Origin of the sequence: Staphylococcus sp. HGB0015 (genome assembly GCF_000411275.1) — a bacterium.
Taxonomy (GTDB): Bacteria; Bacillota; Bacilli; order Staphylococcales; family Staphylococcaceae; genus Staphylococcus; species Staphylococcus schleiferi.
Genome location: NZ_KE150418.1, coordinates 228,983 through 255,583 on the forward strand (window position 1 = coordinate 228,983; position 26,601 = coordinate 255,583).

The following is a 26,601-nucleotide window of genomic DNA, read 5'->3' on the forward strand; positions in this document are numbered from 1 at the left end:
TGCAAAAAATACGAAATAATGAAGCGCTAGCGCAACAAACGATTTTAAAGGATTTGGTAGATGCGCTTTTATTCGAAGATATCGGTGGATTAGCGTCTAAGAGTGAGGTTGTGACGCATGGCAACCAATTGTTTATACATTATGGCACAACAGAAAGATACTTAAGCATTCCTGTTTATATGAGTGGGTTAAATCTGTTTCGTTATGCGCCGGGTGCTGTCCTTCTCTGTCAGCATGGCCAAGAAAAAACATTGCATGCTGTTGAATTATGGGATCAAATCGTCGAAATGAATCCATCAGAAGCAAAAGCGTGGGAATGGCGACGTTTTAGACAAGGATTACAAGATGCCGTACAGCAATTAACAGGACAACTGAAGGGCATGAACTTGTCTGACCATCCGTTTATTAGAGCCGAGCAATTAGCGAGTTTTAAAGATCGCCCATTTCATCCTGTGGCGAAAGAAAAACGTGGATTTCGCGTAAGTGACTATGAAAAGTATCAGTCAGAATTTCATCAACCGATTGCACTGAATACGGTAGCAGTTCATAAGGACTTCGTATTAAATGGTCAAAAAGCAGATGCCCAACGTTATCAGGATTATTTTGGTGCAACGCTAGACCCATGCAAAGCAGAACTTCAAGAGAGCGGTCTATTAGAGACAGCGTATATAATCTTTCCAGTTCATCCATGGCAGTATGAACATGTGCTTCCTGTTGAATTCGAAGCTGAAATAGAAGCACAACAAGTGGTGCGCTTAAAGCATACGTTTGGACGTTATTTATCCTCTTCTTCTATGAGAACGCTCATTAATCTGGAACAACCGTTTGAACATTTGAAAGTGCCACTATCCATTCAATCTTTAGGTGCACTTCGATTAACACCGACACGTTATATGAAAAATGGCGAAGTGGCTGAACAATTATTACACACGTTGATTCAACAAGATGACCGACTTAAAGGTCATGTATGGCCATGTGATGAGACGGCATGGTGGTCTTATTTATCGTCAGACGGTGATATTTTCAAAGATCAGTTAGGACATTTGACGATGCAATTCAGACAATATCCTGAAGCGATTAAAAATGATGTCGGGCAACAGTTGATTTCAATGGCAGCGCTTGCTGCACACGATGATTCACTGTACCGCATGATTTTAAGGCAGCCGCATGGGTCACTCACACAGGCACAAATCATGGATCTATTTGAAGCGATTACATCGTCATTTTTAGAGATGACATGTTCATTTATGAAGTCGGGTGCCTTACCTGAACTTCATGGACAAAATGTACTCATTGCATTTAAAGATGGCAAAGTTTCAAGTTTCGTTTTACGTGATCACGATACGGTACGAATCTATCCGGAATGGTTAAAACAGCAGCACATTGAGGTTCCTCAGTATACCGTACGTAAAGATACACCGAATACACTCATCAATGAAACGTTAGAAGATTTCTTTGCTTATTTCCAAACGTTAGCGGTAAGTGTTAATTTGTACGCCATTATTGATGCATTAGTCCAAGTCTTTGATATTGCAGAACATGACTTAATGACTATTTTACGCAATCAATTAACATATTGGGTTTCAACAATTGAATGGTTGCCTGAAGATAAAGAGAAAGTCGAAGCTATTTTACTTGAGCAACAGACATGGCCATTTAAACGCATTATATTGCCATTGTTATTGCAAAAAGAATCGGGTGGAGGGAGTATGCCTTCCAGTTTAGGTCGTGTGCCCAATCCTATGATGAAACATGAATAGTGAAAAAATTTGGAACACCAATTTTAGAATGCTGTGGGTAAGCCAGTTTATTTCCATAGCAGGGTTAACGGTATTAGTGCCTTTATTACCTATTTATATGGCGTCACTGCAAGATTTGAGTGTCGTAGAGATTCAGTTTTGGAGCGGTATTGCCATTGCTGCACCGGCCATTACAACAATGATTTCCTCCCCTTTATGGGGCAAGCTCGGTGACAAAATCAGTCGAAAATGGATGGTTTTACGTGCGCTTTTCGGTTTAGGCATTTGCTTATTATTAATGGGGTTCTGTCAAACGCCCTTACAATTTGTCATTGTGAGATTGTTACAAGGTATTTTTGGTGGTGTCGTTGATGCATCTAGCGCCTTCGCAAGTAGTGAAGCACCACCGGAGAAGCGGGGTGCCGTGTTAGGCAAACTGCAAAGCTCTGTCAGTGCGGGATCACTGATAGGGCCCCTCATCGGGGGTGTGCTTGCGACGCTACTCGGATTCCAAGTGTTATTAATAGGTATTGCCATATTCACTTTTGTTATTTGTGTATTAGGTGTCTTCTTACTCAAAGAAACAGCACACATCGCTATTACTTCATCGCAAAAGGTTCAGACGAGTGTACGCCGTTCTATTCAATGTTTATTGTCATCCAAAGTAACGAGTCGTTTCATCGTTGTAGGCATTTTGGCAAACTTTGCCATGTACGGCATGTTGACGGCATTAGCACCTTTAACATCAGAAGTGAATCAAACAGCTGTCGATCATCGCGCCGTTGTCGGTTTCTTGCAATCTGCTTTTTGGACGGCTTCAATGATGAGTGCACCGTTATGGGGTTATTTTAATGATCGTTCCTATGTCAAAAGTGTTTATATCACTGCGAGTGTTTTATGTGGTTTGAGTGTTGTCTTACAAGGCATTTCACCAAACGTATGGATACTCGGAATTACGCGTATTTTGCAGGGACTCACATATAGCGCACTCATTCAAAGTGTGATGTTTGTCGTCGTTAATGCGAGTGATCAACGTTTGAAAGGGACTTTTGTAGGTTCGACGAATAGTTTGCTCGTGTTAGGGCAGGTGTTAGGTAGTTTAGGTGGCGCCGCGATTACAAGTTATACGCAACCAAGTATGACCTTTATTGTCATGGGCTGTGTCTTTATCATGAGCAGTTTAGTTTTATGTTCATCACATATTAAAAATCAGAAAGTCGATTTGACTTTAATGAAACTATGGGAGGCAAAGGAAAAACGTGCAAAAGCATAATACAAAGAACATCGCAACGCATGCTGCATTAGAAAGAATATTGAATGTCTATTTTCGAGAAAATGGACAGTATCGGGAGTCTGACCCTTCTCATCAATGGACAATTCAACTGAATGAGGCAGGTAAATTGATGGGCCAATTCAGTTACTGGTCACCGATGGGCCATCATATGTATGAAAATCACATCACGTTACACGATGGTGACACAGTATCGCAACTGACGCCAGTCGAAGGAATCCAGCTTATTTTAGAAAAAATGGTGGATGAGACGGATGAAGACCAAAGTGAAATCAAACAGCGTTTGGAAGCAGTGCAGACTGATATTGATAATAGTATTGAACGCACAGCTTGCTATTTAGCCTTTCGTGAGTCTCAACATCATGAAACGCGTTACATTCAATCAGAACAGTCGCTCTATTTAGGTCATCCTTTTCATCCTACGCCTAAGAGCGCAACAGGATTTTCACAAGGAGACATTCAATCCTATGCGCCAGAGTGTCATGTGTCATTCCAATTGTTTTATATTGCAGTCCATCAATCATTGCTCCTTGAACGTTATGTGACAGGACATCAGTCAGGGGTGGATACGAAATTACATAAGTTGTCTAAAATCCCTAAATCAGACATTGGCAAAGACTTCAAATTACTTGCTGTGCACCCTTTCCAAATTGATATTTTGAAACAAAATGGACTGTTCAAAGTATGGTGTGCAAAAGGGTTAGTCCGTGTTTATGGACCATGTGGTGATGAAGTTTACCCGACTTCCTCTGTGCGCACAGTTTTTGCGAAACATTTGAACTTTTATTTGAAGCTACCGATTCAAGTGAAAATTACTAATTTTGTAAGAACCAATGACTTCGAACAAATTGAACGGACATTAGATGCCGCAGAAATCATCGCAACAGTTAAACGCTCTTACGAAACTGCAGCCTTTAAGCTGATGTTTGAAGAAGGTTATCGCGCTTTTAAAGCAGATTCGCAAGCCGACAGTCATCTTTTAGAAAATAGCGCCATGATTGTAAGAGAAGGTATTGAAAGTTATCAAACTGAACAAGATATTCACGTACTTGCGAGTTTAGTCGAAACGTTACCAGATAATGCGACATCGCTATTAAGTCAGCGTATTGAACAGAGTGGACTTACGAGTGAAGCATGGCTTGCTGATTACTTAAATATGACGTTACGACCCATGTTGAAACTGTTTTCAGAGACAGGGATTAGTTTAGAAGCGCATGTTCAAAATACACTGATTGCATTAAAACAGGGTCGTCCACATACGTGTTATGTCAGAGACTTAGAAGGTATTTGTGTATCACGTGAACTTGCACAACAAGCGAATATTATTCCTAATATCGTTCGCGAAGAGAGTCCAGTAGTCTTGTCGCATCAAGAAGCGTGGCATCGCTTTAAATATTATATTATTGTCAATCAGCTTGGACATCTCATTTCAACGATTGGAAAAGCATACCATAATGAATCACAACTTTGGTCTGTAGTACGCGAACAGTTCATCCAGTGGCAAGCGAGTGGCAATGAAGTGATGCAAGCGTCTATTCAAGATTTATGTGACACACCATTTTTTGAAGCGAAAGCGAACTTAACAAGTAAATTGAAAGATTGTGGCGAAAATCCAATTTACATCGAAATACCGAATCCGATTTTTATAGAAAAGGAGGATCACCTCGTTGGATAGTATCGTACAAAAAGTAAGAACACGCATTATGAATCAACTGATAACGTCATTAATTTATGAAGATGTCGTACAGTATGACGTTGTATCGTTTAAAGACTACAATCGTTACACACTTAAAGGAACGGATGTCAGCTATCAAGTTGATATTCAAGCTTCATTGAGCTTTGGACGCTTAACGGTTGTTTCTCCTGTATGGTTGCGTGATGCAGACGGTCAAACGGAAACACTAGATTATGTAACGCTGTTAAGAACAGTTGATTTTACATTCGAAAAAGATGAAGCAAAATTAGAACACTTTATCATTGAATTGCTACAAACCGAGCTTAAAGACATCCAAGCTTGGCGCTATCGCATGGCACATCCCGTTGAAAAGCTTGTCACTTATGATGATTATGAAGCTTATGCGATGGACGGACATATGTATCATCCGAGCTATAAATCACGTTTAGGTTTTAGCTTAGAAGATAACGAGACCTATGGCCCAGATTTTCGACCTACATTCCAACTGCATTGGGTGGCTGTAGATAAACATAATATAGAAGAAACTGTTTCACAGTCGATAGAAGTGAGTCAGCTGTTACAAACACAACTGGGGTCCGACACTTATGCGAAATTTGTGGAAACAATTCAATCACATGGCAAAGACGTTGACGATGTTGCCATCCTACCCGTGCATCCGTGGCAGTTTGAACGTGTAATAGAAGTTGAATTTGCGGAGGCGAAATGGCAAGGCGAATTGTTGTACTTAGGAATGTCAGAAGAAAAGTACACGCCACAACAATCTATTCGCACGTTAACGCCACAACAACCGGAGCGTTACTACTTAAAAGTACCGATGAGTTTGACGAATACGTCGACAAAACGTGTTTTGGCACCGCATACGATTGAAAATGCAGCACAGATTACAGATTGGATTAAAAAAATTCAAGCGCATGATGTCTATTTAACAGAAACTTTAAAAACAGTCTTTTTAGGCGAAGTATTGGGTCAAGCCTATCTGAATAAACAGGCCACAGAGACAAAGCAAGCTCACGTATACGGCGCGCTTGGGGTGATATGGAGAGAAAATATTCACAACTACCTTGGATCAAAGGAGTCTGCGATACCATTTAATGCACTTTACGTTTTAGATGCGCAACAGCAACCGCTCATTCAAGCATGGATTGCGCAATATGGCTTAGAAGCATGGTTAGAGCAATTTTTCAAAGTTGCGATTGAGCCAATGATTCATATGCTTTATTATCACGGCATCGCTTTTGAATCACATGCGCAAAATATGATGCTCATTCATGAAGATGGATGGCCAACGCGCATTGCATTAAAAGATTTTCATGATGGCGTCCGCTTTAAACGTGCGTTACTGAGTGATATTGCACAAGATCCAAAGTTAAAAGAGATGCCAGAGTCGCATAAAAAGATTAATAGTAATTCATTTATTGAAACAGAAGATGAAGCATTAGTCAGAGACTTTTTGCATGATGCCTTTTTCTTTATCAATATCGCTGAAATCGCCCGGTTTATCAATGCCCAATATCAGCTAGAAGAACGCAAACAATGGGAGATGATTGCACAAGTCATCAAAACGTATCAAAATCGTTTTCCAAATCTTCAAAATTATGCGCATTTTGATTTGTTTGAACCAACAATTCAAGTTGAAAAATTGACGACACGGCGTTTGAGAGATGATTCGGAAATGCGTGTCCACCACGTGAATAATCCGTTAGGAGGCGTATAAAGTGCAACGATTATCAGTGAAGACAAGATTAGCCCAAACTGAAGCATTGTATGGCTTGTTTAATTCCATTCCTGACCCGTTAATGATTGAGATTATGGCGGCGAGTGGCTTTGACTTTGTCATTATTGATACGGAACATGTCGCGATTAATGATGAGACATTAGCGCATTTGATACGGACAGCAGAAGCAGCGCATATCATTCCAATTGTGCGTGTCACACAAGCGATTGAGCGTGACATTATTAAAGTATTAGATATGGGCGCAAGAGGTATCATTGTGCCTCATGTTAAAGATAAGCAAACCGCTGAACAAGTGGTGAAGTTGAGTCGTTATTACCCGCAAGGTATGAGAAGTTTGAATGGCGGGCGCATGGCACAATTCGGCGAGATTCCACTTGATGAGGCAATGAAGCAAGCGAATGCCCATATTATGGTCATAGTTATGATTGAAGATATCGAAGGTGTAGAAGCGATTGAAGAGATCGTACAAGTCGACGGTATCGATATGATTATCGAAGGGGCTGCCGATTTATCTCAATCTTTAGGATTGCCTTGGCAAACAACGCATCCAACAGTACGGGATTATATTACGCGTGTATTTGAAGCGACACAAGCCCACGATAAGCTGTTTTGTGCATTGCCGAGAACGCAAGCCCATATTAAAGAATGGCAACAAAAAGGCGTGAAAATGTTTGTTTTAGGTGACGACCGCGGTAAAATTTATCGTCATTTTAAACAGACTGTTGGAGAAATCAAAGAGGTGAACATAGATGGAGAAAATTAACGAGACGATTGCGACAATACAGGCGAATGCTCCGGTTTGTCATTATATTTATGATGTGGACGCTTTAGCAGCACATGTCCAAGCTTGCGTGCAGTCTTTACCTGAAAATTGTGAGATGTATTATGCAATGAAAGCGAATAGTGAAGCACCGATTTTAAGCGCGATGTCTCAATATGTCGCTGGTTTTGAAGTGGCTTCTCAAGGCGAGATTGAAAAGGCACAAGCTCACGTAGCATCCAACCATATCATTTTTGGTGGCCCTGGAAAAACAGATGCTGAATTACGTTATGCCATCCAATCTGGTGTGCGTCGGATTCATGTTGAGAGTCTCTATGAACTCCAACGACTTAATGCCATATTAGAAGAAGAAAATCGTCAACAATCTATTCTATTAAGAGCGAACTTGTCAGGACCTTTCCCAGAAGCGACATTACACATGGCTGGGCGCCCGACACAGTTTGGTATTTCAGAAGAGGAGATGGATACGGTTATCCAAAAGGCACTCGCTTTACCATATATTCATTTAGAGGGCTTTCATTTTCATTCCATCTCGAATAATTTAGATGCTGAATTACACTTGCGCGTGATGGCACTCTATTTTCAAAAAGCGAAATCTTGGGCAGAGAAACATCAGTTTGAACTCCAACACATCAACTTAGGTGGTGGCATTGGTGTCAACTATCAGGATTTAAACGCCCAATTCGATTGGTCTCATTTTGTCGCAGGGTTTAAAGCGGTTATAGAAGCTTATGAGATGCAAGATGTCACATTGAATTTTGAATGTGGCCGCTATCTGGTCGCACATATCGGTTATTATGCGACAGAAGTTTTAGATATTAAGAAGGTCCATCAAGAATGGTTTGTCATTTTAAAAGGTGGCACACAGCAGTTTCGACTTCCCGTTTCATGGCAACATAACCATCCATTTGAGGTCTATGCCTCTCCATTGGAACGTTACGCTTTTGAAAAGATGAATCTATTGAATGATGCTGCGACATTAGTCGGTCAACTGTGCACACCTAAAGATGTTTTTGCGAAACAAGTGGACATCACAGAAATCGCAACTGGAGATGTCGTCGTTTTCCAATATGCCGGCGCATATGGTTGGTCCATCTCACATCATGATTTTCTGAGTCATCCACATCCTGAATTTATATATTTATCTCAACATTAAAGGGGGGATCATATTGAAAGACTTACATGAATCACTCAAATTAATAGATGTCGATCAAATTGACATTCATGAGACGTATGAACCTTCGCGTTTAGAGAAAACAAAAGAGAGTATTGAAGCGGATCAGTTTATCCGTCATCCCATTTTAGTCGTTCCAATGAATCAAGGACGTTATATGGTGATTGATGGCGTTCATCGCTTTACAAGTTTGAAAGCATTAGGCTGTAAAGTGATTCCCGTTCAAGTGATTCATCAAGCTCAATATTCTATAGAAGCATGGTGTCACAAAGTGCCATGTGATCAACTCACGTCCATTCTAAGTGCGGAGTCTGATTTACCTTGGACTACTGAAATTCGTTATACGACACCATTTATTACCATGTGTTATGAAGATATTGAGCAATACTTATATCCTGAAGATTTGAGCACGAATAAAATGAATATTTGGGAAAAGGTCGTAGAGAGTTATAGTTCGACATGCCAAGTAGAGCGTGTTTTACAGGATGCATGTACATGTATTACACCTCAGGAAATCTTGATGAAATATCAGCCGTTACAGTTTAGTGAAATTGAAGCGATTGTCCGTAAAGGTAAAACAGTCCCTGCAGGTGTTACACGTTTTAACATTGCGGGCCGATGCTTGAATCTACAAGTCCCTTTGAAGTTGCTCAAAGAAAAATATAGTGCGTCACAACTCAAAGCGTGGCAACAGTTTTTACATGATAAAGTCACTCATATGCGTTGCTATAACGAAAAAGTTTATTTGATAGAGTCTTAATCTATATAGGTAAAGTTGACTACAGCGAGCTACAGGTCAAAAATCGAGTAAGCTGTAGGGCACTTTACATATAGAAAATAATAAAATCTGCCTTTTTTAGTTCACTCATCGTATATTTGACAAGCGAATGGATTATGATACTATCAAAAGATAGACACAATAAAACAAAACTGTCAAATGAATCGTGCGGTATCTTTTACGCTAAGTAGATACAACAGGTCATATGTCAACAAATTAGGAAAGGCAGATTGAATGATGAAAATCAAATACATACTGTTATTAGGTTTAACTACAGTCTTATTAGCAGGTTGTGACTACTCAAAAAGTGAAAACAGAACGGGCTTTTTCTATAACACTTTTGCGCAACCGATGGATCATTTATTACATTGGTTAGGTAATCATCTTAACCATAACTATGGACTTGCGATTATAATTATCGTCCTTGTTATACGTTTTGTAATGTTGCCATTTATGTTAAGCCAGACTAAAAATGGTCAGATGATGCGTAGAGTAATGGAAATTGCTAAACCAGAAATGAATGCCGTACAAGAAAAGGTTAAACGAGCACGTACACAAGAAGAAAAAATGGCCGCTAACCAAGAAATGATGGAAGTTTATAAAAAATATGAATTTAATCCGTTTAAAAGCATGTTAGGTTGTTTGCCAATTGTAATTCAAATGCCGATTTTATTTGGCTTATATGTTTCTTTAAAATGGCCATCACACGGTGGTATTACGGAGCACCCGAATTTCTTATGGTTTAATTTAACGCACCCCGATATTCTGATTACAGTTATTGCCGGTGTCCTTTACTTTTTACAATCACTTGTTAGCTTAGAGACTATGCCAAAAGAACAACGACAAATGGGTTATATGATGATGATCATCTCGCCTATTTTTATCGTTTATATCTCATTGACTTCTGCCTCAGCACTAGGTTTATATTGGTCTGTGTCAGCCTTGTTTATGATTGTTCAAATGTTTTTGGCAAACCGATATTATGGGGCCTATGCCGAACAAGAAGTTAAAAGAATTAAAGCGAAATTAGATAAAACATCAGGTAACAGTAAAAAAGGTAAAAATACACAAGTCGTTTCTAAAAAGAAAAAATAACAAATTGATGAAAGCAAAGCTTGGTAGCAGATTCAAATGTTACTAAGCTTTTTTAAATGGATTGATGTGGCGTGCTGGGCAATAAAAAATGAGGGGATGGGTACGTAAATAGAAGACGTGCTCTACAAAAAAATGAAATCCACGCAGATGTGTGACAAGTTTGTTTCATTTTTTTAAATTTTAAAATAATAGTTTTCAATTTCTACAAAAGAAAGTTTATGTATTTATATATAAGTGTTATATTTTAATACATAGACTTGTTAAAGAAAAAATAAATTGTTTAATAGAGATAGAGGAGTGTAATAAATGAACATGGTCGCACTTTTAATTGGTTTAGGACCGCTGATTGGTTGGGGTCTTTTTCCTACGATTGCATCAAAATTTGGAGGCAAACCGGTCAATCAAATCATCGGAACGACGGTTGGGACATTGATTTTTGCGAGTGCTTTTTACATATTTTCAGGACGTAGTTTTCCAACAGGAATGGATCTATTTTTTGCATTACTTTCAGGTGCAGGTTGGTGTTTTGGTCAAATTATGACATTCAAAGCTTTTGAATATGTTGGTTCTTCTCGAGCAATGCCTGTCACTACAGCTTTCCAATTGTTAGGTGCATCACTTTGGGGTGTATTTGCATTAGGGAACTGGCCCGGTTTAACAAACAAACTGATTGGGTTTGCCGCTTTAGTCGTTATTTTAATTGGTGCCCGCATGACTGTTTGGAGTGAAGATTCTAAAGAAGCAAGAAATAATGACTTGAAAAAAGCTGTCGTTATCTTATTAATTGGTGAAATTGGATACTGGCTTTATTCAGCAGCACCGCAAGCGACAGATATCGGAGGTAAAGCCGCATTTTTACCACAAGCAATGGGAATGGTGCTTGCTGCCGTCATTTATGGCTTAATGACAATGAAAAAAGATAATCCTTTCAACAAAAAGGTCACTTGGCTACAAATCATTTCAGGTTTCTTCTTCGCTTTTGCCGCGTTGACATATTTAATCTCTGCACAACCGGACATGAATGGTTTAGCAACAGGTTTCGTATTGTCTCAAACATCTGTAGTTTTAGCGACATTAACAGGTATTTATTTCTTAAATCAACGCAAAACTTCAAAAGAAATGTTGGTCACTATTATTGGTTTAGTATTAATCTTAGTAGCCGCAACGGTAACAGTGTTTATTAAATAATAGCCAGAGGTGAGGATAATGAAAAAATCAACTATGCTCAATAGCCATGTTTCTCAAGCCATCGCAACGATGGGGCATTTTGACTTATTAACAGTCAATGATGCAGGGATGCCGATTCCAAATGATGAGAGAAGAATCGATTTAGCCGTAACAAAAGGATTGCCCGCTTTCATCGATGTATTGGCAGCTGTGTTAGACGAATTGAAGATTCAAAAAATCTATTTGGCGGAAGAAATTAAAACGCATAATGCTGCACAATTGAAACAGATTAAAGCATTGATCGATCAAGATGTAGATATTGCGTTTATCCCGCACTCAGAAATGAAAGCGTATTTGAGTCATCCGTTGAATAAAGGCAATATCCGCACAGGTGAGATTACCCCGTTTTCAAATATTATTTTGGAATCTAATGTCACATTTTAATTAAAACTTTTAGAAGTCCTTCCAAGTCATTCGTTTTGAATGTTATTGGAGGGACTTTTTTAGGTTCGCTTGAAATGTCCAATTGTTGGCTGTTTAGGCATTGCGTCAATCTCCATAGCTTTAAGATATTAAAATTCAAAAATCAAATTACTATAATAAGTAAAATAATTGTGTAAAATGTATTGACGAACCAGAAAGAAAACGGTTACAATTAGTGTGAAATCAATCACAAAGGAGTTGTAGGAGTAATGCAAAATTTAAGAAATAGAAGCTTTCTCACTTTACTTGATTTTTCAAAGGAAGAAGTTGAGTTTTTATTGAACCTTTCTGAAGATTTAAAAAGAGCGAAATACGCAGGTATTGAGCAACAAACATTGAAGGGAAAAAATATTGCATTAATTTTTGAAAAAGACTCAACACGCACACGCTGTGCTTTTGAAACAGCAGCCTATGACCAAGGGGCACGTGTCACATACCTTGGCCCTACAGGCAGTCAAATGGGCAAAAAAGAAACAGTTGCGGATACAGCACGCGTATTAGGTGGCATGTACGATGGTATTGAATACCGAGGCTTCTCGCAACGTACGGTTGAAACGTTAGCAGATAAATCAGGTGTCCCTGTGTGGAATGGTCTTACAGATGAAGATCACCCAACGCAAGTGTTAGCCGACTTTTTAACCGCGAAAGAAGTTTTGAAAAAGCCTTATCATGACATGCATTTTACTTATGTAGGAGACGGACGTAACAATGTGGCGAATGCCTTAATGGCAGGTGCAGCGATTATGGGCATGCGCTTCCATTTAGTATGTCCGAAAGCATTAAATCCAACAGATGTATTATTAAATCGTTGTAAAGCACTTGCTAAAGAAAATGGTGGCGAAATTGTAGTGACAGATGATATCGATGAAGGCGTAAAAGGTTCAGACGTAATTTATACAGACGTTTGGGTGTCTATGGGTGAGCCTGACGAAGTTTGGAAAGAACGTATTGAATTATTACAACCTTATCAAGTCAACCAACAACTCATTGAAAAAACACGTAATAAACATGTCATTTTTGAACATTGCTTGCCATCATTCCATAATACGGACACAAAAATCGGTAAAGAAATCTATGAAAAATATGGTTTGAAAGAAATGGAAGTTACAGATGAAGTGTTTGAAAGTAAACATTCAGTTGTGTTCCAACAAGCTGAAAACCGTATGCATACGATTAAAGCAGTGATGGTCGCAACTTTAGGAAATATTGGATAAGGGAGGTCTCACGGTATGGCTAAAATCGTCGTCGCACTTGGGGGCAATGCTTTAGGCGACTCCCCAGAAGCGCAATTGGAATTGGTCAAAAGTACTGCAAAATCATTGGTTGCATTGATTGAAAAGGGTCATGAAGTTGTAATTAGCCATGGTAACGGGCCACAAGTAGGCAGTATAAATCTCGGATTAAATTATGCAGCCGAACATGAACAAGGTCCCCCTTTCCCATTTCCGGAATGTGGTGCCATGAGCCAAGCTTATATTGGCTATCAACTTCAACAAAGTCTTCAAAATGAATTACATCAACTGGGTATTCAAAAACCTGTCGTTACGCTCGTTACACAAACATTAGTCAATAAAGATGACGAAGCATTTAACCATCCAACAAAACCGATTGGCATGTTTTATGATAAAGCACTCGCAGACACGATTGCTCAAGAACGACATTATACTTTTGTAGAAGACTCTGGACGAGGCTATCGTCGTGTTGTGCCGTCACCTGAACCGATTGAAATTGTAGAGCTTGAAAGTATTGCCGCTTTAATTGATCAAGGCAATCTCGTTATATCAAGCGGTGGCGGGGGCATCCCTGTCGTAAAAAATCAAGATGGCACACTGCATGGAGTGGATGCTGTCATTGATAAAGATAAATCAAGTGCCTTATTAGGAGCCAAGTTACAATCTGATCAGCTGATTATTTTAACAACTGTTGATTATATCTATTTGAATTATGGTAAAGCGGACCAAGAGGCATTGAAAAATGTAACTGCTTCTGAAATGGAACATCATATTAACGAAGGCCACTTTGCGCAAGGAAGTATGCTTCCAAAAGTAGAAGCTTCCTTAGCTTTTATTAAAAATAACCCTAAAGGTGAAGTAATTGTCACGTCATTAGAGCGATTAGATGACGCATTAAACGGGCAAGTGGGCACAGTCATAAAAAAATAAATTTGTGACCACAAGATGCGCGATGGAATGCACAACCGCACAAGTCTGAACCGTTTGTACAATACCGTCATTGTCACAACGTGTTCAGGCTTTTTTAAGTGTCAAAACAGAGGAATTGTTTAAAAGCCTAACGTGAGGATAATCTAATTTATTGAAAATTGACATGTTAGGGTATAAGTAGATAGGACTTTAAATGTATGCAGTCAAATGATTCAAGCGCTATATGTAAATGAAGGCGTAGAATGGGTGAATACACCTGCACGTCTATCGTTCAAAGATGACTCGAATCAACGCATCGTCTACTTCCCATTTCTGAACGGCGCCATAATGTAAATATAAAGAAATGGCCTGTATATGCGTTTTGCTGAATCTATTTTTTCATATTGAGATAAGCAAAAGCGTCGATTCATTACGAATTGTCTTATTTTATCATCTTCCTACAACATAGAATCTTCATCATTTGATAGTGTTTGAATTCTATTTTTATCGCCGCATTGCGGCATCTTGTCAAAAGGAGATGACCATCATGGAGGATACGAATCCACCTGTGAACATGAAAGACAAAAATCAATCACATGATTATGACGCAACGCCACATAAAAAGAAATTTAAACTCAAAATGCCGGGTGCATTTTTGATTTTATTTATCTTAACCGTTGTGGCTGTACTTGCGACGTGGATGATTCCAGCGGGGGCTTATTCAAAATTATCGTATGAACCTTCTTCACAAGAACTTAAAATTGTAAACCCTCATCAAGAAGTTAAGAAAGTGCCAGCCACGCAACAACAATTAGATAAAATGGGCGTAAAAATTAAAATCGAACAGTTCAAATCTGGCGCGATTAACAAGCCTGTTTCAATCCCAAATACTTATGAACGTCTTAAACAAAAACCAGCAGGACCGAGTGAAATCACGAATGCAATGGTCAACGGGACAATTGAGGCTGTAGATATAATGGTCTTTATCTTTGTGCTCGGAGGCTTAATAGGCGTTGTCAGTGCCAGCGGTTCTTTTGAATCCGGATTGCTCGCTTTAACGAAAAAAACTAAGGGACATGAGTTTTTACTGATTTTCATGGTTTCTATTTTAATGGTCCTTGGTGGGACACTTTGCGGTATTGAAGAAGAGGCTGTTGCTTTCTATCCAATACTGGTGCCAATATTTATTGCGATGGGTTATGACTCTATCGTCTGTGTTGGGGCTATCTTTTTAGCCAGTTCGATAGGGACGACCTTTTCTACGATTAATCCATTCTCAGTCGTCATTGCTTCTAATGCTGCAGGGATTACCTTTACTGAAGGGCTCTATTGGCGCGTTGCTGGCTGTATCATCGGGGCTATCTTTGTAGTCGGTTATTTATATTGGTATGCTAAAAAAATCAAAAAAGATCCCAAAGCTTCTTATGCATACGAAGATCGAGAAGCGTTTAATGAACAATGGTCTGTTATGGGGAAAGATGAACACGCCGATCATTTTACTTGGCGTAAAAAAATCATCTTAATCTTATTTGTGATTCCATTTCCATTAATGGTTTGGGGTGTCATGACACAAGGTTGGTGGTTCCCTGTTATGGCTTCCATGTTTCTTGCAGTGACGATTATTATTATGTTTATTGCAGGTACAGGTAAGCACGGATTAGGCGAAAAAGGAACCGTTGATGCTTTTGTGAAAGGGGCATCAAGCTTAGTAGGTGTTTCACTCATTATCGGACTCGCACGTGGAATTAACTTAGTGATGAATGAAGGACTTATTTCAGATACGATACTCCATTTTTCATCTACACTTGTTCAACATGTGAACGGTCCGTTATTTATTATCATTATGTTAATCATCTTCTTTTTCTTAGGTTTTATTGTGCCATCATCATCAGGTCTTGCTGTCCTTTCAATGCCTATTTTTGCACCACTTGCTGATACAGTCGGTATACCACGATTTGTCATGGTGACAGCATATCAGTTTGGTCAATACGCGATGCTATTTTTAGCACCAACCGGACTGGTCATGGCGACATTACAGATGCTCGATATGAAATATTCACATTGGTTACGTTTTGTGTGGCCTGTCGTCGTATTTGTTCTCGTATTTGGTGGTGCGATGTTAATTACACAAGTTCTCGTTTATTCATAAAAAATAAACCGGTGGAGGCGGAAATCGAGTGCCTTCATCGGTTTAATGTTTTATTTAGGCTTACCCGTCATCATCATTTTAATCATCACAGCGCAGTCATATATATGTGCTTATTAGTCCAACTGTTGTAGCGCTTCAACGACACCTACCATATCATCGTGAATGACTAAATTAGCGTGACTGTCATAAGGGGTAGGATCTCTGTTAATAATCACAAGGTTTTCTCCTTCAAATTCGGAAATCAAACCTGCTGCAGGTTGGACAACAAGTGATGACCCTAACACGACGAGTGTATCCGCTGCTTTGATTTTAAAAACTGCATTCAATAAAGTGGACTGATTTAATGCCTCGCCATAAAGCACGATGTCAGGACGAATTGGACTGCCATTACGCTCACTTTGGTATAAATTTTTGGCGATAACCTCTTCTTTCGTATAAGTTTCATTGCCTTCTACTGCATAAAAACGATTTAACGTCCCGTGCAGTTCGTCTACATTGTGACTACCAGCGTCTGTATGCAATCCATCGATATTTTGAGTGATCACACCGAGTGAACATTGATCTTTTTCTAATTGTGCAATCCATTGATGGACAGGATTAGGCGCTTTATCCGCAAATAATAAATATTGATGACAGAAATCCATAAATCCAATTGGATCACTGTGTAAATAATCCGCACTCAACAAATATTCAGGAGAATACCCTTTTTTAGAAATTTCATCATATAAACCTCCGATAGAACGGAAATCAGGAATACCACTTGCTACAGAAACACCAGCGCCAGTGAAAAAAACGATTTTATGAGACTGATTCATGATCGTTTTTAATTTTTCAATGCTTTCATTCATACCTTTTCACTCCATATCAATAAAATCTCTTTGCTTAGCGTTAACATTTTAATACGTTACGGTAATAATATAGTCATTTTAACAAATATGTTATTTTTAAGCGAAAAGCGTCCAGTAAGAGGATATTAAAAGGGGAATAAAAAGGTGTAGAGCCAATCTGAGGTTTTTTTGAGCCGGTTCCTTTATACTATTAAAAAAGAGAGAATAGAGGTCATGACATGAAAAAGAAATGGATTTGGGGTACCACTGTTTTAATCGTTGTCTTAATCGTTGGATTGTTTGTTACGGTTTCGTTTAATCGCCATCAGGCTAATTCTAAAAATCACTATAATACGAAACTTGTGAAAAGTCAGACACCCACATTATTTTTACATGGCTATGGCGGTAGCATTAATTCTGAAAAATTTATGGTTAAAGAGGCAAAAGATCAAGGTGTCACAGATGATGTGATTAGAGCACAGGTCTCATCCAAAGGCGATGTCACGCTAAAAGGAAAATGGTCAAAAAATGCAGTAAATCCAATTGTGCAAGTTGAATTTGCTGATAATAAAAACGAAGATCCTGAAGAAAATGCAAAATGGTTTAAAAATGTGCTCGAAAAACTGCAAGATGAATACCATATTAATAAATTCAACTTTGTAGGTCACTCAATGGCGAATATGTCGTTTGCGCATTATATGTTGTTATATGGTGAAGATCATTCATTGCCGCAATTAAATAAACAAGTCAATATAGCGGGAACATTTAATGGCGTTATTAACGTCAATGAGAAAGTTAATGAAATTAGTGTAGATAAAGAGGGTAAACCAAGTCGGATGAATCCACCTTATCAAAAGTTACTTAAATTGAAATCGATTTATAAAGGTAAAGATATTGGCGTATTGAACATTTATGGTGACTTGGAAGACAGCACGCACTCTGACGGCAGTGTGTCCGTAAGTTCTGCAAAATCTTTAAAATATCTATTAGGCGATAGTCCGAAATCATACAAAGAATTAGAATTCAAAGGAAAAGAAGCAGAGCACAGTGAATTACATGAAAATAGCGATGTTGCCGATCAAATCATCCAATTTTTATGGGGAGAAATGTAAAAAATAAGTAGGGTGAGAAAATAAAATAGGCAGCGTTTTTAAAGGGGGGATCTTGATGAAAGAACAAGACTATAAAATTCTTTCTTTACTTCATCAAGAAAAAAATTTAACTAGAGTAGCAGAAAAATTATTTATTTCTCAACCTGCTTTAACCTATAGAGTGAAGAAAATCGAACAAGAATTTGGCATCTCACTAACAAAGAAATTTGGTAAAAATATTGAATTTACTCCTGAAGGTGAGTATCTTATTCAGTTTTCAAATAAAATTTTACATGATATACAAAATTTGAAAAATAGTATAAGTGAGATTAAATCGTCGATACCTAATAGTTTTAAACTAGGTGCAAATCATAACTTTATTAAGTATCATTTACCTTTTATTCTTAAAGGATTCCTATCAATAGAGCCTAATTTAAAAATGAATATAGATAGTGGTTGGAGCTCAGAAGTTATGCAAAAATTGGAAAACAATGAGTTAGATGTCGCTATTATTACTGGTGATTATCAATGGTGTGGAAAGAAAATATTTTTAAAAAAGGGCCCGATTACTTTAATAAGTAGTAGACCAATTAATTTGGATAGTTTACCAGAAATACCTAGAATTAATTATAAGCCACAAAAGAACTACAAAGCATATGTTGAGTTGGAGTATTCAATTACTAAGTTAATTAATGATTGGTGGCAAAGTAGATACAATGTTGAAGGAAATATAGTGATAGAATCAGATAAAGTTGAACTTTGTAAAAAACTGGTCCAAGAGCAGATGGGATATTCTATTATTCCATATACTTGTATTGATAAAAATGAAGAATTTTATCAATATAATTTAGTGGATAGAAAAGGTAGAGAATTATATAGAAAAACATGGTTATTTTATAGAGAATCTGCAAAAGAAAATAACCATGTTCATAATTTTATAGAATATTGTGAAAACTACTTTTGCTAAAGGCCATAGTTTATCAATACAGCAATGATTAGAAATATTGCACCTACAAGTGTCCACCATAAAACTAATGGAAATGCAAATTTTAGCCACCTAGTCCAAGGAATACCACCAATCGCAAGTACAGACATTAGAACACCGGAAAAAGGGGTAATTATATTCGTTATACCGTCTCCAAGTTTAAAAGCTAATACAGTTGTTTGTCTTGTTAAACCTATAATATCACCTATTGGTGCCATTATGGGCATAACGATAGAAGCTTGCCCGCTACCTGAACTCACAAGAATATTAAATAACCAATTGAACGCAAACATCGCTAGAGCTCCAACCATTGTAGGTAGTTCTTGCATGTGTGCTGTTGCGATATGAGTTATGGTATCTAAGATATTTGCTTCTTTAAAAATAACTATGATTGATCTAGCAATTCCAATAATAATTGCGCCATATGTTAATTTTCTGACACCTGTCATGAATGTATTAACAAAATCATTCGGTTTAATTTTATTAATTACTGCTATTATTATTGAGTTTAATATGAATATGCCAGCCAACTCATTTACTGACCATTCATATTTAAATACACCGAACAAAAAGACCGCTATACCAGCTATAAAAATAAAAATGGTAAGCATATGCTTTTTATTAAATTTTTCAAATTCATAATTGGTGTCAACAACCTCTACAGGAAATGGATTGTCTTTTAATATGCTTTTTGAAGGATCCATGCTAATTTTTTTAGTGTATCTGCAAATATATATGATTGTAACGGTAATGAGTGCGAAGAAAATGATGATTCTAAACCAAGCACCTGAAAATAAAGGAACTCCAGCTATTTTTTGTGCTACACCCATAATTGCTGGGTCAAACGTTCCTACAGCGCCGCCTGCAAAATTTCCAAGATATACCATTGAAACACCTACAACGGCATCTAAATTCATAGCTCTAGCAAGCATTATACCAATAGGAATAAATGCTATAACTGTATTTCCAGATACGCCTACTTGATGCATGATACCAAATAGAGAAGCGATACTTATAATTAATAAATATTTTCTACCTTTAGTTTTATCTACTAATGCATTTATCCCACTATATGTGGCACCAGTAGAATCTATGATGGCTATAGCACCTCCGATGATTAATACTAAAAATATAATATTTGCACTTTCAATTAACCCTTGAGGAATCGCAGTGATAAAATCAATAATACTTGTTGGATTTTTAGTGGTTGAGTGAAATGAATTAGGAATTATTTCATGGATTCCCTCTATTGTTTTTCGTTTGTATTTTCCTGATGGCAGAATATAAGTAAGTATAGCAGCAACTATAGACATTATAAATATGATTATAATGGCATCTGGAAAGGTTTTTCCACCCTTTTGTTTCATTGGCAAACACCCCAATCTTGTTAAACCTCTTTTTTTGCTTTAGCAAACTCATTTTTAATTTTTAATCGTAAATTGTTATCTGTTAAAAAGTCTACAATTGTATAACTTAAAGCTTTACTAGCTATGCGAATCGCATTATAAGCTTCTAGAGTTTTCCCAGCTTTTACCCAGGCATCAGTATGGTTTGGTGTATTGAAAGGAACAAAAGCTGTTCTTAAACAAGCCCCGGGGACATCATGGGTCACTAAACTGAAATCTGTCGATCCAGTTTTTTCTCTAGGAGCTGTTATTTGTACAGCGCCGACTTCCTGGGCATTTTTCAAAAGTACATCATTTAATGACTGAACATTAACTTTACTTTCCAGTTGTTTTAATATTTTTATTTGAACTTGTGTTTCTGTTGCTAAAGCTGCACCTTCAGCAACTTTATATACTCTCTTTAGTAATTCGTTTAAATTTTTACGTTTCTCTGCTCTAATTGAAAACTGTGCGGATGCTTCATCAGGAACAATATTGACAGCTTGACCTCCATTTGTAATAATACCGTGCATCCGAACATCGCTAGTAACATGCTCGCGCAAGTATTCGATGCCGTTAAATAACATCATCACCCCATCTAAAGCACTTCTCCCAAGTTCAGGTGAAACTGCTGCATGTGAAGGTGTTCCTTTGAATTCAAAATTTATTTTATTTATAGCTAAAGATTTAACATCTACAGTGGTTCTATCGCCACCATGCATCATTAGAGCCAAGTCTAGCTCTTTAAATATCCCTTCTTTTTGCATTGGAATTTTTCCACTAGTCGTTTCTTCCGCTGGGGTTCCAATGACCTTTAGTATAAAATTTAAATCTTTGCATGTTTTTGCTATAGCAACAGCTGCTCCTACAATTGAAGGGGACTGTAAATTGTGACCACAACCATGCCCTAAACCAGCTAATGCATCATATTCACAAATTAAGCCGATAGTTAAAGCTTTATTTGTTGCATTATGATTTTTAAATGAAGCGATGAAAGCAGTTGATAAATCAGATATATTTTTTTGTATAGAAAAACCATATTTTTCAAGCAATGATGTGATTTTATTAACAGCTTCAAATTCTTGATTTCCTAACTCAGGGTGATCGTGAATATAGTCGTTTAGTTCAAATAATTCCTGTTCAATACTTTTTAATAAATTATCAATTCTATATTTATGGTTCATAGCTCCACTCCTTAAGAAAGCGCTTTCTTAATATAAAGTTATCATTTAAATAATATAGAGTGAAATTCAAATTTTTTAAGTAACTATAAAATTATTCTATAGTTAGTAATGTTTATCTGAGAGTAATTAGTAATTGATTTGACTCAAAAAAATCCCTTGCTATTTATTAAGCAAGGGAAATTCATAGAGATTTGTTATTATATTAAATCATAGACTTGTAATACTTTCGTAAGGATCGTTTCGATGTACGATTCGTTAAGTACATCTGGTTTAATTAGAATGTTAAAGTAAATGGGTGAGAAAATAAGATCGATTAACATATCCTCATCTTCACTATGAATATGTGGTTCAATAATTGATTTTAAGATGGCACGCTTTTTCAAGAAATATTCTTCCATAAAGCGCGCTTTCGCATCTGTATCGTGATGACTGACTAAAATTTCAATTACAGCCGTGCCAATAGGTGTCTTATATATGTTCATCATTGTCACGAGAAAGCGATACAAATCATCATATAAATTTAAATACGCTGGATGAAATGTTTCCGCACGTTCTAAAAATAAATCCATAATAATAAATGATTTGTCAGGCCAACGACGATAAATCGTTGCCTTGGAGACGCCTGTATTTTCTGCAATTTGATCGATTGTAATTTGATTTAAATTATAGTCGACGAGTAACCGTTCAATTTCTGCATAAATTTTTTGATTAACCGTGGGATCTTTGGGTCTTCCGGCCATAATGACCTCCTTTGCTTCTATGTCCTACCCATTCTACAATTTCTAATATTATCACTGCACTTATAAACCACGCAACAAATCCTACTGCGATACTCACCAGCCAAAGATGTGTTACTTTTAACATTTCCCAAGTTACAACAATATCAACGAGCACACCTATCATACCAAAAATTGCCCCCCGACTGACATGCGCTGCAACAATATCACCAAATTCCATTCCAGCCAAATACATAGATACGAGGAAAACAGCAGGGAAAGTAGCGAAAATACCGCCAAACTCTTTCCAAGGTAAAACTTGAGAAACGATGTAACTTAATACGACTGTAAAGCCGCCTACGATAAATTTGATTAAAGCCGATTTCACTATTTTTCGCGCTCCTTATATGAGATGTTGTATACCGAATAATGCACAAGAGAGGACGAACCAACACACAACTGAAAAAGCAGCCCCTTTTTGAAAACCATGCTTATGAATATAAAGGGCAGTGAGGCCGACTGTCACAATGCAAGACAAAATACCTAAAATTGCGCCAGAACTTAGATGAATCGACATTTGCACTAATGTATCACCCTGATGGTCAATCGCTAGTGCAAAGATCGCAGCTAAGAAAACAGCCGGCATTGTCGCAATGACGCCGCCCATTTTTCCACCTGCTTTTCCAGCAATAATAGAGGCTAATGCTACAGCAAAGCCACCAATTAAAAAGCGTAGTAGAATACTGGTCAAAGAAATCCCAAACATGAACGTGCGCCTCCTTAAGACACAATTATTAAACGAAACGTTTCGTTTAATAATATAGTAACGCGCATCATTTCTAATGTAAAGGGATTAAGAGAAGTGACACGGAATAGGCATAATTAAGAGATGTTGCTGTTCGATAATAATAAACAGTAGAACAAAATTTATAGATTTACTATTTACATATTTGGTTTACTTTGATATTTTTGTAGTATACACTACATTAATTTATTTGATGTAGTTTTTATTTCAAATAAAAGGGAAGCGCTTTCATAAAAAGGGGGAGAAGGTTATTAAGCAGAAATTAAAGATGCCAAATACATTTGTCATTTTATTTGGTCTATTACTTATTGTGTGGTTGCTAAGCTTTTTAATTCCATCAGGTGAGTTTGCTAGAAAAGGGGCAAAGAAAGAGGTCGTTGCTAATAGTTTTGAGTATATCAATCAAGTGAGACTTAATATTTTAGATTTATTCATGGCCATTCCTAAAGGGATGGTTGTCACAGCAGATTTGATATTTTTAGTTTTGATAATGGGCGGTGCTGTTGCAGTTATTGAAAAACAGGGGACTTTCAATGCTGCAGTTTCAAAACTGGTTGATAAAACGGGTGGTAATAAGTATGTGCTCATTATAACAATCAGCATATTATTTGGAATCATACACGGTTTTGGGGTAAGCGCTAATGCAGTTATCGCTTTTATTCCGCTAGGTATTATACTTGCACAAAAGTTAAAGCTTGACGCTATTGCAGGCGTTGCCATTGTTTATTTAGGTTACTATGTGGGGGCAGTAGCGCCAATATTTGATCCGATTGCTCTAGGGGTAGCACAGACAATCGCAAAGCTTCCTATTTTTTCTGGTGTGATGATGAGGGTCTATATTTTTATCACAATAATGATTGTAACATTGATCTATCTTTGTAGATATGTAAACAAAATTTCAAAGAATCCAGATGATAGTTTTATGGGAGAAGAAAAATTCTCAAGTGAAATTATGGCAAATGATGCTGAGAAAGAGATTCCTTTTAATTTAAAGCATCAATTAATTGTATTATGTTTCTTTCTCACTATCGGTCTTTTTGTATATGGTTCATTACAACGAGGATGGGGCATACAACAATTATCAGCACTTTTCCTTATTGACGGTATTTTGACTGCAATAATCGGAAGAATAAAGCCGAATGAATTTGTAAGTACGTTTATGGAGGGAGCCAAAAACATTTTATTTGGTGCTTTAGTGATTGGGTTTGCGCGTGGCGTAACTGTCATTATGGAAGACGGTAAATTCATTGATACGATTGTACATGCAGTCTTTGTTCCACTTAGTCATCTCTCGCCTATATTAGGTGCTGTTGCAATGTTTTTATTCAATTTGATTTTTAATTTAATTTTACCTTCTGGTAGCGGTCAAGCATCCGTCGTTATGCCACTGATGACACCTCTTTCAGATGTCATTGATGTGACAAGGCAAACGGCAGTTATTGCATTTAAAATGGGAGATGGTATTACCAATATGATTACACCCGTCTCTGGAACACTCATGGCAGTACTCGCTGTTGGTGGTGTGCCATTTGGTAAGTGGTTTAAATTCGCGTTTCCACTAGTCATATATTGGTCAATTATTGCTATTATATTTGTAGTGATTGCTGTAATGACAAATTATGGACCATTTTAATATTGAATTTGTAGAGGTGATGTTGGAGTGAAGGAAGTTACGTTTCAAGACCCTAGTTTATCTACTTATGATATATATACATTTGGCAATGATAATGAAGGGCCTCAAGTATTCATAACGGCTGGCATACATGGCGTTGAACAGACGGCGATTTATGTTGCCTATCGATTAATAGAACTACTGCCAAAATATCAAGTAAAGGGCTCTATTAAAGTGATTCCTATTGTGAATAAACCAGCATATTTCAACAGAACAAGAAATTCTCCGTACGACAATTTAGACTTAAATCGTGTTTTTCCAGGTGATGAAAAAGGGACGCAAACGATGCAACTTGCACATTCTATTTGGCGGGAAACTAGAAGTGCAGACTATATTATAGATTTACATTGCTGTGGACAGCACGGTTCGAATTACGTAATGAGTTTATATCAAAATTACGATGCGCAATATGAATTAGCACACCAATTAGGTATTCGACATGTCGTACGTTCTGGAGGGGCATCTGGCCAACTTTTTTTAGAAGCTTGTAAATACGGTCAGCAAGCAGCGCTATTAGAGTTAAAAGGTGGTCAACCTGATGGAATGATTGATCTTGAGACATCGGAATTTGCAATCAACCGTTTACTTCGTTTTTTATCTTTAGTAGATGCCATTGAAATAGAAAATATTAACAACGATATAGAAAATTGTGTCTTTCATGACAAAATAGAGACCATATGTGCAGATGAGCATGGCTTTTTCAATCCTAAATGTCAATCAGGTCATCATTATTTAAAAGGTGAGGTTTTAGGAGAGCTCAATCAAAAGCCAATTGTTGCCCAATATGATGGTTTAGTCACAGCGGTTAATTATCCAAGATATACATTCACAGGTGAGCGTATGATAAGATATGCGAAATTAAATAAAGAGAAATAAAGGTGACGATACATGACACAGTCAATTACGACAAGAATTGAGGAAAAATATAACACACTTTCAATAGGTAAACAGAAAGTTGCTAATTTCATATTGGATCATTTGAATGAGAGTTCGTATTTAACATTAATCCAAATGCAAGAAAAAATAGGAGTTAGTGAAGCAACGATTATTCGATTTGCATACACAATTGGTTATAGTGGCTATTCAGAAATGCAGTCTGCTATACGTGATAGTATATTTCATTCAAAAGAAAATGATGATGTGGGCGTCAATTCATTTGAAAGCATTGAAAAAGATATTGAATTAATTAGAGAAAGCGCCCAAAAAATAAGTGTAGAAGTTTTAGATCAAATTGTAAGGTATCTCCATGATGCCCGAAATGTATATATTGTTGGACGAAATACATCTAAAGCTACTGCCGAATGGTTTAGTTATGTCCTTGGTATTTTTAAACCGAATGTCATGAGGGTGCAATCGGAAAACTTGAGTCGTTATCAGTTAGACATGTCTGAGAAAGATGTGCTTGTGACGATATCTTTTCCAAGGTATCATCGCGAAACTTTTAAATTTTTTGAATATGCAAAAAAGCAAGGACTGACAACTATCAGTGTTACAAATAATAGTTTGTCACCTTATTTTCGATCTTCAGATATCACAATACTTGCGAAAACTAATAGAGATATAAGTGGTTATAACGAAATTGCGCCAGTCATTAGTATTTTAAATTTAGTTTTTAATCATTACAGAGATCAATATAGTGAAGAAGTTCGAAATCGCATTCAAAGATTAGAAGCACTCAATGACGAATCCGACAATTTAATTGAATAG

General features: G+C 37.2%; 24 protein-coding genes. 18 read left to right on the forward strand and 6 right to left on the reverse strand.

All coding sequences use genetic code 11. The features are described from left to right. Nucleotides 1–8 precede the first annotated feature (8 nt). From sbnC to HMPREF1208_RS07805, 13 genes are all read left to right on the forward strand, one after another. The gene (gene sbnC, locus HMPREF1208_RS07745; protein ID WP_037559528.1) at nucleotides 9–1,760 is read left to right on the forward strand and encodes a staphyloferrin B biosynthesis protein SbnC; all 1,752 of its coding nucleotides are present in this window, start codon (nucleotides 9–11) and stop codon (nucleotides 1,758–1,760) included. Next, the gene (locus tag HMPREF1208_RS07750) at nucleotides 1,753–3,012 is read left to right on the forward strand and encodes an MFS transporter (RefSeq protein WP_037559400.1); all 1,260 of its coding nucleotides are present in this window, start codon (nucleotides 1,753–1,755) and stop codon (nucleotides 3,010–3,012) included. Before sbnC ends, HMPREF1208_RS07750 begins: the two co-directional genes overlap by 8 nt. Continuing rightward, nucleotides 2,999–4,705 (forward strand): IucA/IucC family protein, encoded by a 1,707-nt coding sequence (locus HMPREF1208_RS07755; protein ID WP_016425803.1) that lies wholly within the window; start codon nucleotides 2,999–3,001, stop codon nucleotides 4,703–4,705. The genes HMPREF1208_RS07750 and HMPREF1208_RS07755 overlap by 14 nt, the downstream gene beginning before the upstream one ends. Continuing rightward, nucleotides 4,698–6,440 (forward strand): staphyloferrin B biosynthesis protein SbnF, encoded by a 1,743-nt coding sequence (gene sbnF / locus HMPREF1208_RS07760; protein ID WP_016425804.1) that lies wholly within the window; start codon nucleotides 4,698–4,700, stop codon nucleotides 6,438–6,440. The genes HMPREF1208_RS07755 and sbnF overlap by 8 nt, the downstream gene beginning before the upstream one ends. Before the next feature lies 1 nt (nucleotide 6,441). Continuing rightward, a complete protein-coding gene (locus tag HMPREF1208_RS07765) occupies nucleotides 6,442–7,224 on the forward strand; it encodes an HpcH/HpaI aldolase family protein (RefSeq protein ID WP_016425805.1) in 783 nt (260 codons plus the stop codon). Then, the gene (locus HMPREF1208_RS07770) at nucleotides 7,211–8,398 is read left to right on the forward strand and encodes a type III PLP-dependent enzyme (protein WP_016425806.1); all 1,188 of its coding nucleotides are present in this window, start codon (nucleotides 7,211–7,213) and stop codon (nucleotides 8,396–8,398) included. The genes HMPREF1208_RS07765 and HMPREF1208_RS07770 overlap by 14 nt, the downstream gene beginning before the upstream one ends. A 13-nt stretch (nucleotides 8,399–8,411) precedes the next feature. Continuing rightward, on the forward strand, nucleotides 8,412–9,176 hold the full coding sequence (gene sbnI, locus HMPREF1208_RS07775; RefSeq protein WP_016425807.1) for a bifunctional transcriptional regulator/O-phospho-L-serine synthase SbnI: 765 nt from the start codon (nucleotides 8,412–8,414) through the stop codon (nucleotides 9,174–9,176). 255 nt (nucleotides 9,177–9,431) lie between these two features. Beyond that, nucleotides 9,432–10,289: a membrane protein insertase YidC gene (gene yidC, locus HMPREF1208_RS07780; protein WP_016425808.1), complete on the forward strand. Its 858-nt coding sequence runs from the start codon at nucleotides 9,432–9,434 to the stop codon at nucleotides 10,287–10,289. Between the two features lie 306 nt (nucleotides 10,290–10,595). Then, nucleotides 10,596–11,477 (forward strand): ribose/proton symporter RbsU, encoded by an 882-nt coding sequence (gene rbsU / locus HMPREF1208_RS07785; RefSeq protein ID WP_016425809.1) that lies wholly within the window; start codon nucleotides 10,596–10,598, stop codon nucleotides 11,475–11,477. Between the two features lie 18 nt (nucleotides 11,478–11,495). Next, complete coding sequence (gene rbsD / locus HMPREF1208_RS07790; RefSeq protein WP_016425810.1) at nucleotides 11,496–11,900, forward strand: D-ribose pyranase; 405 nt, start codon at nucleotides 11,496–11,498, stop codon at nucleotides 11,898–11,900. Between the two features lie 248 nt (nucleotides 11,901–12,148). Then, the gene (gene argF / locus HMPREF1208_RS07795; protein WP_016425811.1) at nucleotides 12,149–13,153 is read left to right on the forward strand and encodes an ornithine carbamoyltransferase; all 1,005 of its coding nucleotides are present in this window, start codon (nucleotides 12,149–12,151) and stop codon (nucleotides 13,151–13,153) included. 15 nt (nucleotides 13,154–13,168) lie between these two features. Beyond that, nucleotides 13,169–14,101 carry a carbamate kinase gene (gene arcC / locus HMPREF1208_RS07800; protein ID WP_016425812.1) on the forward strand — a complete coding sequence of 311 codons (933 nt, stop codon included), beginning with the start codon at nucleotides 13,169–13,171 and terminating at the stop codon, nucleotides 14,099–14,101. A 553-nt stretch (nucleotides 14,102–14,654) separates the two neighbouring features. Next, nucleotides 14,655–16,229, forward strand: coding sequence for a YfcC family protein (locus HMPREF1208_RS07805; protein WP_037559530.1), 1,575 nt, complete (start codon nucleotides 14,655–14,657; stop codon nucleotides 16,227–16,229). 113 nt (nucleotides 16,230–16,342) lie between these two features. Here HMPREF1208_RS07805 and HMPREF1208_RS07810 read toward each other — a convergent pair whose 3' ends face one another. Beyond that, nucleotides 16,343–17,077 carry an NAD-dependent protein deacylase gene (locus tag HMPREF1208_RS07810; protein WP_016425814.1) on the reverse strand — a complete coding sequence of 245 codons (735 nt, stop codon included), beginning with the start codon at nucleotides 17,075–17,077 and terminating at the stop codon, nucleotides 16,343–16,345. A gap of 218 nt (nucleotides 17,078–17,295) precedes the next feature. On the opposite strand from HMPREF1208_RS07810, the gene HMPREF1208_RS07815 reads away from it, so the two are divergent. Then, nucleotides 17,296–18,168, forward strand: coding sequence for an alpha/beta hydrolase (locus HMPREF1208_RS07815; RefSeq protein ID WP_016425815.1), 873 nt, complete (start codon nucleotides 17,296–17,298; stop codon nucleotides 18,166–18,168). A 55-nt stretch (nucleotides 18,169–18,223) separates the two neighbouring features. Further along, nucleotides 18,224–19,114, forward strand: coding sequence for a LysR family transcriptional regulator (locus tag HMPREF1208_RS07820; protein WP_016425816.1), 891 nt, complete (start codon nucleotides 18,224–18,226; stop codon nucleotides 19,112–19,114). Here HMPREF1208_RS07820 and HMPREF1208_RS07825 read toward each other — a convergent pair. From HMPREF1208_RS07825 to HMPREF1208_RS07845, 5 genes are all read right to left on the reverse strand, one after another. Continuing rightward, entirely contained in the window at nucleotides 19,111–20,499 is a 1,389-nt protein-coding gene (locus HMPREF1208_RS07825; RefSeq protein WP_037559404.1) for a YfcC family protein, read from the reverse strand. The two genes, HMPREF1208_RS07820 and HMPREF1208_RS07825, sit on opposite strands and share 4 nt — an antisense overlap. A gap of 20 nt (nucleotides 20,500–20,519) precedes the next feature. Continuing rightward, nucleotides 20,520–21,701: a M20 family metallopeptidase gene (locus tag HMPREF1208_RS07830; RefSeq protein WP_016425818.1), complete on the reverse strand. Its 1,182-nt coding sequence runs from the start codon at nucleotides 21,699–21,701 to the stop codon at nucleotides 20,520–20,522. A gap of 197 nt (nucleotides 21,702–21,898) precedes the next feature. Next, complete coding sequence (locus tag HMPREF1208_RS07835) at nucleotides 21,899–22,441, reverse strand: TetR/AcrR family transcriptional regulator (RefSeq protein WP_016425819.1); 543 nt, start codon at nucleotides 22,439–22,441, stop codon at nucleotides 21,899–21,901. Next, nucleotides 22,410–22,805, reverse strand: coding sequence for a DUF3147 family protein (locus HMPREF1208_RS07840; RefSeq protein ID WP_016425820.1), 396 nt, complete (start codon nucleotides 22,803–22,805; stop codon nucleotides 22,410–22,412). The genes HMPREF1208_RS07835 and HMPREF1208_RS07840 overlap by 32 nt, the downstream gene beginning before the upstream one ends. Before the next feature lie 15 nt (nucleotides 22,806–22,820). Continuing rightward, nucleotides 22,821–23,183, reverse strand: a complete 363-nt coding sequence (locus HMPREF1208_RS07845; RefSeq protein ID WP_016425821.1) for a DUF3147 family protein — start codon at nucleotides 23,181–23,183, stop codon at nucleotides 22,821–22,823. A 307-nt stretch (nucleotides 23,184–23,490) separates the two neighbouring features. Between HMPREF1208_RS07845 and HMPREF1208_RS07850 the strand changes: the two genes are divergently transcribed. Genes HMPREF1208_RS07850 through HMPREF1208_RS07860 form a run of 3 tightly spaced genes read left to right on the forward strand, consistent with a single transcriptional unit; the run spans nucleotide 23,491 to nucleotide 26,601 of the window. Next, the gene (locus tag HMPREF1208_RS07850; RefSeq protein WP_016425822.1) at nucleotides 23,491–24,855 is read left to right on the forward strand and encodes a YfcC family protein; all 1,365 of its coding nucleotides are present in this window, start codon (nucleotides 23,491–23,493) and stop codon (nucleotides 24,853–24,855) included. Nucleotides 24,856–24,882: 27 nt separating this feature from the next. Beyond that, the gene (locus HMPREF1208_RS07855) at nucleotides 24,883–25,770 is read left to right on the forward strand and encodes a succinylglutamate desuccinylase/aspartoacylase family protein (RefSeq protein WP_016425823.1); all 888 of its coding nucleotides are present in this window, start codon (nucleotides 24,883–24,885) and stop codon (nucleotides 25,768–25,770) included. Between the two features lie 12 nt (nucleotides 25,771–25,782). Next, the gene (locus HMPREF1208_RS07860; protein WP_016425824.1) at nucleotides 25,783–26,601 is read left to right on the forward strand and encodes a MurR/RpiR family transcriptional regulator; all 819 of its coding nucleotides are present in this window, start codon (nucleotides 25,783–25,785) and stop codon (nucleotides 26,599–26,601) included.